This window comes from Streptomyces herbicida (assembly GCF_032656585.1).
Lineage (GTDB): Bacteria > Actinomycetota > Actinomycetes > Streptomycetales > Streptomycetaceae > Streptomyces > Streptomyces herbicida.
The window spans coordinates 14,414-28,048 of record NZ_JAUYWJ010000009.1; the positions used below are offsets into that span (position 1 = coordinate 14,414).

8 protein-coding genes are annotated in these 13,635 nt (G+C 70.1%); 5 read left to right on the forward strand and 3 right to left on the reverse strand.

Features of this window, described 5'->3' with window-relative positions; genetic code table 11:
* Positions 1-23: 23 nt before the first annotated feature.
* Entirely contained in the window at positions 24-770 is a 747-nt protein-coding gene (locus tag Q8A52_RS19630; RefSeq protein WP_316753958.1) for a response regulator transcription factor, read from the forward strand.
* 20 nt (positions 771-790) lie between these two features.
* Here Q8A52_RS19630 and Q8A52_RS19635 read toward each other — a convergent pair whose 3' ends face one another.
* Positions 791-1,993, reverse strand: a complete 1,203-nt coding sequence (locus Q8A52_RS19635) for a winged helix-turn-helix domain-containing protein (protein WP_316753960.1) — start codon at positions 1,991-1,993, stop codon at positions 791-793.
* A 63-nt stretch (positions 1,994-2,056) separates the two neighbouring features.
* Complete coding sequence (locus Q8A52_RS19640) at positions 2,057-2,638, reverse strand: GNAT family N-acetyltransferase (RefSeq protein ID WP_316753962.1); 582 nt, start codon at positions 2,636-2,638, stop codon at positions 2,057-2,059.
* A gap of 291 nt (positions 2,639-2,929) precedes the next feature.
* On the opposite strand from Q8A52_RS19640, the gene secA reads away from it, so the two are divergent.
* Entirely contained in the window at positions 2,930-5,746 is a 2,817-nt protein-coding gene (gene secA / locus Q8A52_RS19645) for a preprotein translocase subunit SecA (RefSeq protein ID WP_316753963.1), read from the forward strand.
* Positions 5,747-5,909: 163 nt separating this feature from the next.
* Here secA and Q8A52_RS19650 read toward each other — a convergent pair whose 3' ends face one another.
* Positions 5,910-6,458 carry an Rv3235 family protein gene (locus Q8A52_RS19650; RefSeq protein WP_316753965.1) on the reverse strand — a complete coding sequence of 183 codons (549 nt, stop codon included), beginning with the start codon at positions 6,456-6,458 and terminating at the stop codon, positions 5,910-5,912.
* A 330-nt stretch (positions 6,459-6,788) separates the two neighbouring features.
* On the opposite strand from Q8A52_RS19650, the gene Q8A52_RS19655 reads away from it, so the two are divergent.
* The 3 genes from Q8A52_RS19655 to Q8A52_RS19665 all read left to right on the forward strand — a co-directional run bounded on the left by Q8A52_RS19655 (position 6,789) and on the right by Q8A52_RS19665 (position 13,631).
* Complete coding sequence (locus Q8A52_RS19655; protein ID WP_316753967.1) at positions 6,789-7,301, forward strand: DUF6912 family protein; 513 nt, start codon at positions 6,789-6,791, stop codon at positions 7,299-7,301.
* 81 nt (positions 7,302-7,382) lie between these two features.
* Positions 7,383-8,048 carry an HAD family hydrolase gene (locus Q8A52_RS19660; protein ID WP_316753969.1) on the forward strand — a complete coding sequence of 222 codons (666 nt, stop codon included), beginning with the start codon at positions 7,383-7,385 and terminating at the stop codon, positions 8,046-8,048.
* A 630-nt stretch (positions 8,049-8,678) separates the two neighbouring features.
* Positions 8,679-13,631 (forward strand): NAD-glutamate dehydrogenase, encoded by a 4,953-nt coding sequence (locus Q8A52_RS19665; RefSeq protein ID WP_316753970.1) that lies wholly within the window; start codon positions 8,679-8,681, stop codon positions 13,629-13,631.
* Positions 13,632-13,635: the final 4 nt, after the last annotated feature.

A 13,635-nucleotide genomic window follows, 5' to 3' on the forward strand; every position in this document is an offset into this window, starting at 1 on the left:
CACAGCCTTCAGGGGGAGGAACGATGGCGGACAGCTTCGGACCGATGCAGAACGGGGATGCCGACGATGGCGTCGTCGGCATGGGCCCGGACGCGGGCACTCCACGCAAGGAGCCGATCAGAGTCCTTGTCGTGGACGACCACGCCCTCTTCCGCCGCGGCCTGGAGATCGTGCTCGCCGCCGAGGAGGACATCCAGGTCGTCGGCGAGGCGGGCGACGGTGCCGAGGCCGTGGACAAGGCGGCCGACCTGCTGCCCGACATCGTCCTGATGGACGTGCGGATGCCCAAGCGTGGCGGGATCGAGGCGTGCACCTCCATCAAGGAGGTCGCTCCCAGCGCCAAGATCATCATGTTGACGATCAGTGACGAAGAGGCCGATCTCTACGACGCGATCAAGGCGGGCGCGACCGGCTATCTCCTCAAGGAGATCTCGACGGACGAGGTGGCCACCGCCATTCGCGCGGTGGCCGACGGGCAGTCGCAGATCAGCCCCTCGATGGCCTCGAAACTGCTCACCGAGTTCAAGTCGATGATCCAGCGGACGGACGAGCGCAGGCTCGTGCCCGCACCCCGGCTGACGGACCGTGAGCTGGAGGTTCTCAAGCTGGTCGCGACGGGAATGAACAACCGCGACATTGCGAAGGAGTTGTTCATCTCCGAGAACACGGTGAAGAACCACGTCCGCAACATCCTGGAGAAGCTGCAACTGCACTCCAGGATGGAGGCCGTGGTGTACGCGATGCGGGAGAAGATTCTCGAAATCCGGTAGGGGCGGGCGCCCGGCGCGGATCAGGCGAGGAGCCGGGCGAGTTCCTTTGTGAGGGGCTCGCGCAGTTCCGGTGCGTCCACCCGTTCCACGCGTACGTCCGTGCAGTCCACCCAGCTCGCCGCCTCGGCCAGGGACTGGGCCACGGCCGGGACCGCCTTTGCGCCGTCCAGCGTGGCCTGCCGGGCCACCAGGGTGCGGCCCTCGCGCGCCGGGTCGACACGGCCGACGAGACGGCCGCCGGACAGGACCGGCATCGCGAAGTAGCCGTACACCCGCTTCGGCTTCGGCACATAGGCCTCCAGCCGGTGGGTGAAGCCGAAGATCCGCTCCGTACGCGCTCGTTCCCAGATCAGGGAGTCGAACGGGGACAGCAGCGTGGTGCGGTGGCGGCCGCGCGGAGGTGTCTCCAGCGTCGCGGGGTCGGCCCAGGCGGGCTTGCCCCAGCCCTCCACCGTGACCGGGACCAGACCCGAGTCCGCGATCACCGCGTCGACCTGCTCGCCCTTGAGGCGGTGGTAGTCGGCGATGTCCGCGCGCGTGCCGACGCCGAGGGACTCGCCCGCCAGGCGCACCAGGCGGCGTATGCACTCGGTGTCGTCGAGCTCGTCGTGCAGCAGGGCGTCCGGGATCGCGCGCTCGGCGAGGTCGTACACCCGCTTCCAGCCGCGGCGTTCCACACAGACCACCTCCCCGTACATCAGCGCGCGCTCGACCGCGACCTTCGAGCCGGACCAGTCCCACCACTCGCTGGTGCGCTTTGCGCCGCCCAACTCCGTGGCGGTGAGCGGGCCTTCGGCGCGGAGCTGCTTGACGACCTGGTCGTAGGCGCCGTCGGGGAGGTCATGGTTCCAGTGCGGGCGGTTGCGGTAGGCGCGGCGGCGGAACGCGAAGTGCGGCCACTCCTCGACGGGGAGGATGCACGCCGCGTGCGACCAGTACTCGAAGGCGTGCGGCCGGGCCGGAGGCGTGCCCGTGGACGCGGGCGTCCAGTAGGCGGCCTCCACCGTCCTGCGGCCCACGGCGCCCAAGCGGGCGTACGGGATCAGCTCGTGGGAGCGGGCGAGGACCGAGATGGTGTCGAGCTGAACCGCGCCGAGATGACGCAGGACGCCCCGGACGCCGGCCCGGCGGTCGGGAGTACCGAGGAAGCCCTGGGCCCGCAGGGCGATGCGGCGGGCATCGTCCGCGGAGAGGTCGGTGGCGGGGCGCGGGAGGGTCGTCATGGGTTCGGACGATAGACGGCGGGACTGACAGCGCGGGCTGAGCTGCTGTTTTGCGGGCCGGTGCTATGACAGATGCGCAGGCGCCGGCAGGTACGGTGCCGTCGACGGCAGGCCCAGGTCCGACGGGAGCAGGGAGCCCACCCAGCAGTCCCGGCGTACCCCCTTGTTGTTCGTCGCGGAGCGCAGGATGCCCTCGATGGTGAAGCCGGCGCGTTCGGCCACCGCGCGGGACGCTCTGTTGCCCACCTCCGCACGCCACTCCACGCGGTCGATGGACAGCTGGGTGAAGGCCCAGCGGGAGGCGGCGAGGGTGGCCTCGGTCACATAGCCGTTGCCGCGGTGTTCCTTGGTCGCCCAGTAGCCGATCTCGCCGGACCCCAGGGCGCGCATGGTGATGGCGAGCATGCCGGCGAGCTCCCCTTCGGGGAGGAAGAGGCCGAAGGTGAACATCGCGTTGTCCGCCCAGCCGTCGGGCACCACCTGTTCTGTGAAGCCGCGCGCGTGCTCCCTGAGGTAGGGCGAGGGGAACTGGGAGATCCAGCGCTGGACGTCGGGGTCCTGGGCGGCGGCGAACACCGCCTCGGCGTCCTGCGGGCCGGGGGCGCGCAGGAGAAGACGGCTGGTGGCGAGCGTGACGGGGTCCATCGGCCGATTCTGCTCGGGCATCCGGAACAGCGCCATCCCCGGGCCGCCGACACGCCCCGTGCCGTGTGTGAACGCGCGATCACATTTCGCGCAATTCCCCGGAGCGACGCGGCACTATCCGCGCATCCCGCCCGTTGTCCCCTGTGAAAGCCAGCGGCAGAGCAAGCGCGGACGGCTGTCGGACCGCCAGGCCTCCCGGCGTGCCCGGGTCCTCGCATACGATGGCCGTTGCTCAGTACGTGAAATGGAAACCGACCGTCCCAGGCCCGACCGGCAAGGAGACCAGCCCCCGTGTCCGTCCTCTCGAAGATCATGCGTGCAGGCGAAGGCAAGATCCTGCGCAAGCTGCACCGCATCGCGGACCAGGTCAACTCCATCGAAGAGGACTTCGTCGACCTCTCCGACGCCGAGCTGCGGGCCCTCACCGATGAGTACAAGCAGCGGTACGCAGACGGTGAGAGCCTGGACGACCTGCTCCCCGAGGCGTTCGCCACCGTCCGCGAGGCCGCCAAGCGCGTCCTCGGCCAGCGGCACTACGACGTGCAGCTGATGGGCGGCGCCGCCCTCCACCTCGGCTACGTCGCCGAGATGAAGACCGGTGAGGGCAAGACCCTCGTCGGCACCCTCCCCGCTTATCTGAACGCCCTCTCCGGAGACGGCGTCCACCTCATCACGGTCAACGACTACCTGGCCGAGCGCGACTCCGAGATGATGGGCCGCGTCCACAAGTTCCTGGGCCTGAGCGTCGGCTGCATCCTGGCCAACATGACGCCGGCCCAGCGCCGCGAGCAGTACGAGTGCGACATCACGTACGGCACGAACAACGAGTTCGGCTTCGACTACCTCCGCGACAACATGGCCTGGGCAAAGGACGAGCTCGTCCAGCGCGGCCACAACTTCGCCATCGTCGACGAGGTCGACTCCATCCTGGTCGACGAGGCCCGTACACCGCTGATCATCTCCGGCCCGGCCGACCAGGCCACCAAGTGGTACGGCGACTTCTCCAAGCTGGTCACGCGCCTGAAGAAGGGCGAGGCGGGCAACCCACTCAAGGGCATCGAGGAGACCGGCGACTACGACGTCGACGAGAAGAAGCGCACGGTCGCCATCCACGAGAGCGGCGTCTCCAAGGTCGAGGACTGGCTGGGCATCGACAACCTCTACGAGTCGGTGAACACCCCGCTGGTGGGCTATCTGAACAACGCCATCAAGGCCAAGGAGCTCTTCAAGAAGGACAAGGACTACGTCGTCATCGACGGCGAAGTCATGATCGTCGACGAGCACACCGGCCGTATCCTCGCCGGCCGCCGCTACAACGAGGGCATGCACCAGGCGATCGAGGCGAAGGAAGGGGTGGACATCAAGGACGAGAACCAGACGCTCGCCACGATCACCCTGCAGAACTTCTTCCGCCTCTACAAGAAGCTCTCCGGCATGACCGGTACGGCGATGACCGAGGCCGCCGAGTTCCACCAGATCTACAAGCTCGGCGTGGTCCCGATCCCGACGAACAAGCCGATGATCCGCAAGGACCAGTCGGACCTGATCTACCGCACCGAGGTCGCCAAGTTCGAGGCCGTCGTCGACGACATCGCCGAGAAGCACGAGAAGGGTCAGCCGATCCTGGTCGGCACCACCTCGGTCGAGAAGTCCGAGTACCTCTCGCAGCAGCTCAGCAAGCGCGGCATCCAGCACGAGGTGCTCAACGCCAAGCACCACGAGCGCGAGGCGCAGATCGTCGCCCAGGCCGGCCGCAAGGGTGCCGTCACGGTCGCCACGAACATGGCCGGCCGTGGTACGGACATCAAGCTCGGCGGCAACCCCGAGGACCTCGCCGAGGCGGAGCTGCGTCAGCGCGGCCTCGACCCCGAGGAGCACATCGAGGAGTGGGCCCACGCCCTGCCCGCCGCTCTGGAGCGTGCGGAGCTCGCCGTCAAGGCCGAGAAGGACGAGGTCGAGGAGAGCGGCGGCCTCTACGTGCTGGGCACCGAGCGGCACGAGTCGCGTCGTATCGACAACCAGCTGCGCGGTCGTTCCGGCCGTCAGGGCGACCCGGGCGAGTCCCGCTTCTACCTCTCCCTCGGCGACGACCTGATGCGGCTGTTCAAGGCCCAGATGGTCGAGCGTGTGATGTCCATGGCGAACGTGCCGGACGACGTGCCGATCGAGAACAAGATGGTGACGCGCGCGATCGCCTCCGCCCAGTCGCAGGTCGAGCAGCAGAACTTCGAGACCCGTAAGAACGTCCTGAAGTACGACGAGGTTCTCAACCGCCAGCGCGAGGTCATCTACGGTGAGCGCCGCCGCGTCCTGGAGGGCGAGGACCTGCACGAGCAGGTGCAGCACTTCATGAACGACACGATCGACGCCTACGTCGCCGCCGAGACCGCCGAGGGCTTCCCGGAGGACTGGGACCTCGACCGGCTGTGGGGCGCCTTCAAGCAGCTCTACCCGGTGAAGGTCACCATCGACGAGCTGGAGGACGCGGCCGGTGACCGTGCAGGCCTGACCGCGGAGTTCATCTCCGAGTCGATCAAGGACGACATCCTCGCGCAGTACGAGTCGCGCGAGTCGCAGCTCGGCTCCGAGATCATGCGTGAGCTGGAGCGCCGGGTCGTGCTGTCGGTCCTGGACCGCAAGTGGCGCGAGCACCTCTACGAGATGGACTACCTCCAGGAGGGCATCGGCCTGCGCGCGATGGCGCAGAAGGACCCGCTGGTCGAGTACCAGCGCGAGGGCTTCGACATGTTCACCGCGATGATGGACGGCATCAAGGAGGAGTCCGTCGGCTACCTGTTCAACCTGGAGGTCCAGGTCGAGCAGCAGGTCGAGGAGGTCCCGGTCGAGGACGCCCAGCCGGTGGCCGAGGGTGTCCAGGACGCGGTGCCGGCCCAGGCGGGCTCCCGTCCCGAGATCCGCGCCAAGGGGCTCGACGCTCCGCAGCGGCGCGGCCTGCACTTCTCCGCCGCGACGGTGGACGGTGAGGGCGGCCTCGTCGAGGGCGACTTCACCTATGACGACGATGAGCCGGTGCGCTCCGAGGCGGACGGCCTCACGCGTGCGGAGCGCCGCAAGCAGGCCAAGAGCGGTCGTCGCCGCAAGAAGTGACGATGATGCCCACGGCGTCCTAGCCGTGGCGTCCTGCAAGGGCCGGGACACCCGTCGGGTGCCCGGCCCTTCGCCGTCTCGGGCCGGCTGAGCCAGCCGCCTCGTGCCGCCTGCGCCAGCCGTCCAGTGCCGACTGTGCCGGCCATCTCCTGCCGGCGGCGCGCTAGTCGTCGTCCGTCCGTGGGGTGCGGGGGCCGCCCAGTTCCACCGCGGTGCAGCGCCAGCGAAGGTCCGGTCCCTGCTCCAGGCGGAAGGCCATGGCGCGGAGCCGGTCTCCGGCGCCGATGCGGGCGAAGGCCTCGATGGCGCCGGTCCGCGGGACGTAGTACCCGATGTCGCGGACGACGGGGCGGGCCCCGCGGGTGCGCAGGGGGCCGCGTTCGGCGAGGCGGGCGAGTTCGTCGTAGGCGCGGCCGGCAGTGTGCCGGAGCATCCAGTGGACGGGTCGCTGGCCGCTCAGGACGGCGAGCAGGCGGTCGGCGAAGAGGTCGGTGGGCCGGGGAGCCGCGACTGGCCGTGGCGCCGTGCTGGGCGTCGTACGGCCCGTCCCCGAGGCCGGGGCCGTATCGGTCGTCCCCGGGGTCCGTGGGCTGCGTGCCGCCCCGGTGACCGGTGTCCTGGGGGCCGCGTCGCCGGGGCGGCGGGGGTCCCGGCGGCTCGGCGGGCGGGTGCCCGGGCGGGGCTTGGCTGTCCTGGTCATGACCTTGTTCATGAGGGTCCCCGTTCGGCGGGCCCGGTGGATACCGGGCGGTAACTTGCTGGTGGGGATCTTGTACGGGGCCGCCGACGGCGGCGGCAAGGAAGGCGGAGCCCGCGTCGGCGGGCCGCAAGGTTCACCTATCCGAGTGGTAGCGAGGGCGCGGAACCCGGCGGGTACGGGGCGGCACCGGGTGAGTGCAGTGGCGCCGGGTGGACGCGTCCGAGGGTTCGGGCAGGGCCCCGAAAGGGGACGCCCGCACGTATCCTGAAGGCCCTCCGGGAGACGCGGGACCCCCTCCCGGGGCCTCAAGCGGAGCCTCCGACCACGAAAGAGCGGCCAGCCATGCGCGTGTACGTCCCCCTGACCCTCCCCGGTCTCGCCGAGGCGTACAAGACGGGCGAGCTCGGGGCCGGTCCGTTCGTCGCGTACGCCGTCACGCCCGCGCTGCGCGAGTGGTACCTCTCGGACGACATCGAGGAACTCGAGTACGCGGCGCTGAGCCGGGCCGCGCTGGCCTCGCTGCGGCTGCTGGCGGCGGACCCGGAAGCGGCACGGCGCCGGGTCGTGGTCGCCGTCGACGTGGCCGACGGGGCGGCGACGGCGGACCCGGACCGCGGGCTGGACCCGGCGGCGCTGGGCGAGGTACGGGTGGCCGGGGCGGTGCGGCTGGCCAAGGCGGCCGCGGTGCACGTCGACGCGGACGACGCCGAGGAGGACGTGGCCGCCGCGGCGCAGGCGCTTCAGGCGGCGGACGGCGGGGACGACGACGCCCAGTTCGTCGTGGACGAGGCCGAGGACCACGAGCTGCTGTGGTACGCGACGCAGGAGATCCCCAACCTGGTCGGGCTCCTCTGACGCTCCTTGCCCCATCCGTCCCAGGCACCTCTGACCTGCGGACACTCATGATTGTCAGTGGTGGAGGGTACGTTTTTGGGCATGGGGAAGCACGGAAGCGCGCACATTGTCTGGGACTGGAACGGGACGCTGTTCCATGACAATGACGCGATCATCGGGGCGACGAACGCGGCATCGGCCGAGCTCGGCCTGGAGCCGATCACGCTGGAGCAGTACCGGGCGCTGTACTGCGTGCCGGTGCCCAAGTTCTACGAGCGGCTGATGGGGCGGCTGCCGACCCTCGCCGAGTGGGAGGCCATGGACGACGTCTTCCACCGGTACTACGCCGAGCACCGGATCCGCTGCGGGCTCACCGAGGGAGCGGTCGAGCTGCTGGCGGGCTGGCTGTCGGCGGGGCGCAGCCAGTCGCTGCTCAGCATGTATGTGCACGATGAACTCGTGCCGCTGGTGCGGGGGTTCGGGATCGAGGCGCACTTCATACGCGTCGAGGGGCGGGTCGGGCCGTCCGGGGGCAGCAAGGCCGAGCACATGGTCCGCCACCTGAAGGCGCTGACCGGGGTGGATCCCTCGCGGACGGTGGTGATCGGGGACGCCGCCGACGACGCGGTGGCCGCGCAGTACGTGGGCGCGCAGGCCGTGTTGTACACCGGTGGGTCGCACGGCCGGGCCAGCCTCGAGGAGGCGGGTGTGCCGGTGGTGGACACCCTGGCGGAGGCCGTGGCGGAGGCGGAGCGACTGGCGGCCTGAGGCGTCCAGCCGGCCTCGGCCCCCGCTGGACTCCCACCGCGCCACCACTGGACCGTCCCCGCCACTGCACCTGGACCCCGGTCCCACCCGGCCCGTGCCCGGCAGCCCCGCCGCCCTCACGTGGTTGCCCAGGTCACCCCGGCAGTCACGCCCGCCGCTCCTGTCGCCGGCGGCGCGGATACGCCCCTCGCGGCGTCTCCGCCCCTGTGCAGAACGTCAAACTTCCACCCCCGGTTTTGTACACATACGGCTCATGACGGGCCCCGGGTAATGAGCGATAGCCTTGTGGCGTGATCAGCGCGATAGCTCGCGGGGGCACCGTCGCCCCTGCCTTGCGCCCGGTGAGCACGGACGACATCCGTGACCGGGCGGCGATCGCTGGTCTTCCCGGGCGGGACAGGGGCGCAAGTGCCCCCGAGGCGCCGCACACACCTCCGGTATCGGCGTCGCGGAGAGCAGCGTCACATCCGGTGGGCGCGTCGAGAATGGCTGAATGCCCCCCGCTCATCTCACCTTGCGGCATAGCGTCGGAACGGACCGGACACCCCGGGCCGTGGCGTCGAGCCGCAGGGGAAGGGACCGTACTTCCTTCTACGTCACGCAACGGCGCGCGACAGGAGCCAGAGGACAATGCAGACCAAGCTGGACGAAGCCAAGGCCGAGCTGCTCGAACGGGCCGCCCGGGTAGCTGAGAACAGCCCGGTCGGGGGGCACCTACCGACTGGGACGACGAGCGAGGGCACCCCGGGCACCCCGGACCAGGCATCCGTGCTCGCGTTCCTCCAGCGCTACTACCTGCACACCGCCCCGGAGGACCTCACCGACCGCGACCCGGTCGACGTCTTCGGAGCCGCAGTCTCCCACTACCGACTCGCCGAGAGCCGTCCCCAGGGCACGGCCAACGTGCGGGTCCACACCCCGACCGTCGAAGAGAACGGGTGGACCTGCAGCCACACCGTCGTCGAGGTCGTCACCGACGACATGCCCTTCCTCGTCGACTCCGTGACGAACGAGCTGACCCGGCAGGGCCGTGGCATCCACGTCGTCATCCACCCGCAGATCGTCGTGCGGCGCGACCTCACCGGCAAGCTCATCGAGGTGCTGCCCGCCCCGGCCACCGGCGGCGACCTCCCGCACGACGCGCACGTGGAGTCCTGGATCCACGTCGAGATCGACCGTGAGACCGACCGCGCCGACCTGAAGCAGATCACCGCCGATCTGCTGCGTGTCCTGTCCGACGTCCGCGAGGCCGTCGAGGACTGGGAGAAGATGCGGGACGCGGCGCTGCGCATCGCCGAGGGGCTCGACGGCGAGGCCTTCCCCGCCGACCTCTCCGCAGCCGAGGTCGAGGAGGCCCGCGAGCTGCTGCGCTGGCTGTCCGCCGACCACTTCACCTTCCTCGGCTACCGCGAGTACCAGCTGCGCGAGGACGACTCGCTGGCGGCGGTGCCGGGCACCGGGCTCGGCATACTGCGCTCCGACCCGCACCACGCGACCGACGAGAGCCACCCCGTCAGCCCCTCCTTCGAGCGGCTCCCGGCCGACGCCCGCGCCAAGGCCCGCGAGCACAAGCTCCTCGTCCTGACCAAGGCCAACAGCCGGGCCACCGTGCACCGGCCGTCGTACCTCGACTACGTCGGCGTGAAGAAGTTCGACAAGAACGGGAGCGTCATCGGGGAGCGCCGCTTCCTGGGTCTGTTCTCCTCCGCCGCCTACACCGAGTCGGTCCGCCGCGTGCCGGTCATCCGACGCAAGGTCGACGAGGTGCTCAAGGGCGCCGGGTTCTCGCCCAACAGCCACGACGGGCGCGACCTGCTGCAGATCCTGGAGACCTACCCGCGCGACGAGCTCTTCCAGACGCCCGCCGACGAGCTGCGCTCCATCGCCACCTCCGTCCTGTACCTGCAGGAGCGGCGGCGGCTGCGCCTCTACCTGCGCCAGGACGAGTACGGCCGCTACTACTCCGCCCTCGTCTACCTGCCCCGCGACCGCTACACCACCGGCGTCCGGCTGCGGATCATCGACATCCTGAAGGAGGAGCTCGGCGGCACCAGCGTCGACTTCACTGCCTGGAACACCGAGTCGATCCTCTCCCGGCTGCACTTCGTCATCCGCGTCCCGCAGGGCACCGAGCTGCCCCAGCTCAGCGACGGCGACAAGGAGCGCATCGAGGCGCGACTCGTCGAAGCGGCCCGCTCCTGGGCCGACGGATTCGCCGAGGCGCTCAACGCCGAGCTGGGCGAGGAGCGCGCCGCCGAGCTGCTGCGCCGCTACAACAACGCCTTCCCCGAGGGCTACAAGGCCGACCACACCCCGCGTGGCGCGGTCGCCGACCTCGTCCATCTGGAGCGGCTCAGCGAGGCGCAGGGCAAGGACTTCTCGTTCAGCCTGTACGAGCCGGTGGGTGCCGCCCCCGACGAGCGCCGCTTCAAGATCTACCGCAAGGGCGCCTCGATCTCCCTGTCCGCCGTGCTGCCGGTCCTCAGCCGGCTCGGCGTCGAGGTGATCGACGAGCGGCCGTACGAGCTGCGCTGCGCGGACCGGACGACCGCCTGGATCTACGACTTCGGCCTGCGCATCCCCAAGTCGCTGGGCGGCGGCAACGGCGACTACCTCGGCGACGACGGCCGCGAGCGCTTCCAGGAGGCCTTCGAGGCGACCTGGACCGGCAAGGCGGAGAACGACGGCTTCAACGCCCTCGTGCTGGGCGCCGGGCTGACCTGGCGGCAGGCGACGGTGCTGCGCGCGTACGCCAAGTACCTGCGGCAGGCCGGTTCCACCTTCAGCCAGGACTACATGGAGGACACCCTCCGAACCAACGTCCACACCACCCGGCTCCTCGTCTCCCTCTTCGAGGCGCGGATGTCGCCGGACCGCCAGCGCGCCGGGCTCGAGATCGTCGACGCGCTCCTCGAGGAGCTCGACGCCGCCCTCGACCAGGTGGCGAGCCTCGACGAGGACCGCATCCTGCGCTCCTTCCTCACCGTCATCAAGGCGACGCTGCGCACGAACTTCTTCCAGGAGTCGCGGGGCGGCAAGCCGCACGACTACGTGTCGATGAAGTTCGACCCGCAGGCGATCCCCGACCTTCCGGCGCCGCGCCCGGCCTACGAGATCTGGGTGTACTCGCCGCGCGTCGAGGGTGTGCACCTGCGCTTCGGCAAGGTCGCGCGAGGCGGTCTGCGCTGGTCCGACCGGCGTGAGGACTTCCGTACCGAGATCCTCGGCCTGGTCAAGGCGCAGATGGTGAAGAACACCGTCATCGTGCCGGTCGGCGCCAAGGGCGGCTTCGTCGCCAAGCAGCTGCCGGACCCGAGCGTGGACCGGGACGCGTGGCTGGCCGAGGGCATCGCCAGTTACAAGACCTTCATCTCGGCGCTGCTCGACATCACCGACAACATGGTGGCCGGCGAGGTCGTGCCCCCGGCGGACGTCGTCCGGCACGACGAGGACGACACCTACCTGGTGGTCGCGGCCGACAAGGGCACCGCGACGTTCTCGGACATCGCCAACGAGGTCGCGCAGTCGTACAACTTCTGGCTCGGCGACGCCTTCGCCTCCGGCGGCTCCGCGGGCTACGACCACAAGGGCATGGGCATCACCGCCCGCGGCGCCTGGGAGTCCGTCAAGCGGCACTTCCGCGAGTTCGGCGTCGACACGCAGACCGAGGACTTCACGGTCGTCGGCATCGGTGACATGTCCGGTGACGTGTTCGGCAACGGCATGCTGCTGAGCGAGCACATCCGGGTGGTCGCCGCCTTCGATCACCGGCACATCTTCATCGACCCGACCCCGGACGCGGCCACCTCCTACGCCGAGCGCCGCCGCCTGTTCGAGCTGCCCCGCTCCAGCTGGGCCGACTACAACACCGAGCTGCTCTCGGCGGGCGGCGGGATCTTCCCGCGCAGCGCCAAGGCGATCCCGGTCAACTCGCACATCCGCGAGGCCCTCGGCATCGAGTCGGGCGTCACCAAGGTGACCCCGGCCGACTTGATGAAGGCGATCCTCCAGGCGCCGGTGGACCTGCTGTGGAACGGCGGCATCGGCACGTACGTCAAGGCCTCCACCGAGTCCAACGCGGACGTCGGCGACAAGGCCAACGACGCGATCCGCGTCGACGGCAAGGACCTCCGGGTCAAGGTCGTCGGCGAGGGCGGCAACCTGGGCCTGACCCAGCTCGGCCGCATCGAGTTCGCGATGCACGGCGGCAAGATCAACACCGACGCGATCGACAACAGCGCCGGTGTGGACACCTCCGACCACGAGGTGAACATCAAGATCCTGCTCAACGGTCTGGTCACGGACGGCGACATGACGGTGAAGCAGCGCAACAAGCTGCTCGCCGAGATGACCGACGAGGTCGGCGCCCTGGTGCTGCGCAACAACTACGCGCAGAACGTGGCGATCGCCAACGCGCTGGCCCAGTCCAAGGACATGCTCCACGCCCAGCAGCGGTTCATCCGCCACCTGGTGCGCGAGGGCCACCTCGACCGGGCCCTGGAGTTCCTGCCCACCGACCGGCAGATCCGTGAGCGGCTCAACCTGGGGCTCGGCCTGACCAGCCCGGAGACCGCCGTCCTGCTGGCGTACACGAAGATCACGGTCGCCGACGAGCTGCTGCAGACCTCGCTGCCGGACGACCCGTATCTGCGCGGCCTGCTGCACGCGTACTTCCCGACGGCGCTGCGCGAGCGGTTCGCCGACGGGGTCGACAGCCACCCCCTGCGCCGTGAGATCACGACCACCGTCCTGGTCAACGACACGGTCAACACGGGCGGTACGACGTACCTGCACCGGCTGCGCGAGGAGACCGGCGCGTCGCTGGAGGAGATCGTCCGGGCCCAGACCGTGGCCCGCGCGATCTTCCGCTCGGCGCCCGTGTGGGACGCGGTCGAGGGCCTGGACAACAAGGTCGAGGCCGCCGTCCAGACCCGGATTAGGCTGCACTCGCGCCGTCTGGTCGAGCGCGGCACGCGCTGGCTGCTCAACAACCGGCCACAGCCGCTGGCGCTCGCCGAGACCGTCGACTTCTTCTCGGAGCGGGTCGAGCAGGTCTGGCAGCAGCTGCCGAAGCTGCTGCGCGGCGCGGACCTGGAGTGGTACCAGCACGTGTACGACGAGCTGTCCGCCGCCGGTGTGCCGGACGAGCTGGCGACGCGCGTGGCCGGTTTCTCCTCCGCCTTCCCGGCGCTGGACATCGTCTCGGTGGCCGACCGCACGGGCACGGAGCCGCTGGACGTCGCGGAGGTCTACTACGACCTCGCCGACCGCCTCGGCATCACCCAGCTCATGGACCGCATCATCGAGCTGCCCCGCGCGGACCGCTGGCAGTCCATGGCCCGCGCCTCCATCCGCGAGGACCTGTACGCGGCCCACGCGGCGCTCACCGCGGACGTCCTCGCCGTCGGCAACGGCAGCTCGACTCCCGAGCAGCGCTTCAAGGCCTGGGAGCAGAAGAACGGGGCGATCCTGGGCCGGGCGCGCACCACCCTGGAGGAGATCCGCAGCTCGGACTCCTTCGACCTGGCCAACCTGTCGGTGGCCATGCGGACGATGCGGACGCTGCTGCGCACGCACTCGTAGGCGA

Coding starts and splice junctions, on each gene's coding strand:
- Q8A52_RS19635 (WP_316753960.1), bottom strand. CDS start 1,993: ATGACGACCCTCCCGCGCCCCGCCACCGACCTCTCCGCGGACGATGCC.
- Q8A52_RS19665 (WP_316753970.1), top strand. CDS start 8,679: ATGCAGACCAAGCTGGACGAAGCCAAGGCCGAGCTGCTCGAACGGGCC.
- Q8A52_RS19660 (WP_316753969.1), top strand. CDS start 7,383: ATGGGGAAGCACGGAAGCGCGCACATTGTCTGGGACTGGAACGGGACG.
- Q8A52_RS19640 (WP_316753962.1), bottom strand. CDS start 2,638: ATGGACCCCGTCACGCTCGCCACCAGCCGTCTTCTCCTGCGCGCCCCC.
- Q8A52_RS19630 (WP_316753958.1), top strand. CDS start 24: ATGGCGGACAGCTTCGGACCGATGCAGAACGGGGATGCCGACGATGGC.
- Q8A52_RS19655 (WP_316753967.1), top strand. CDS start 6,789: ATGCGCGTGTACGTCCCCCTGACCCTCCCCGGTCTCGCCGAGGCGTAC.
- Q8A52_RS19650 (WP_316753965.1), bottom strand. CDS start 6,458: ATGAACAAGGTCATGACCAGGACAGCCAAGCCCCGCCCGGGCACCCGC.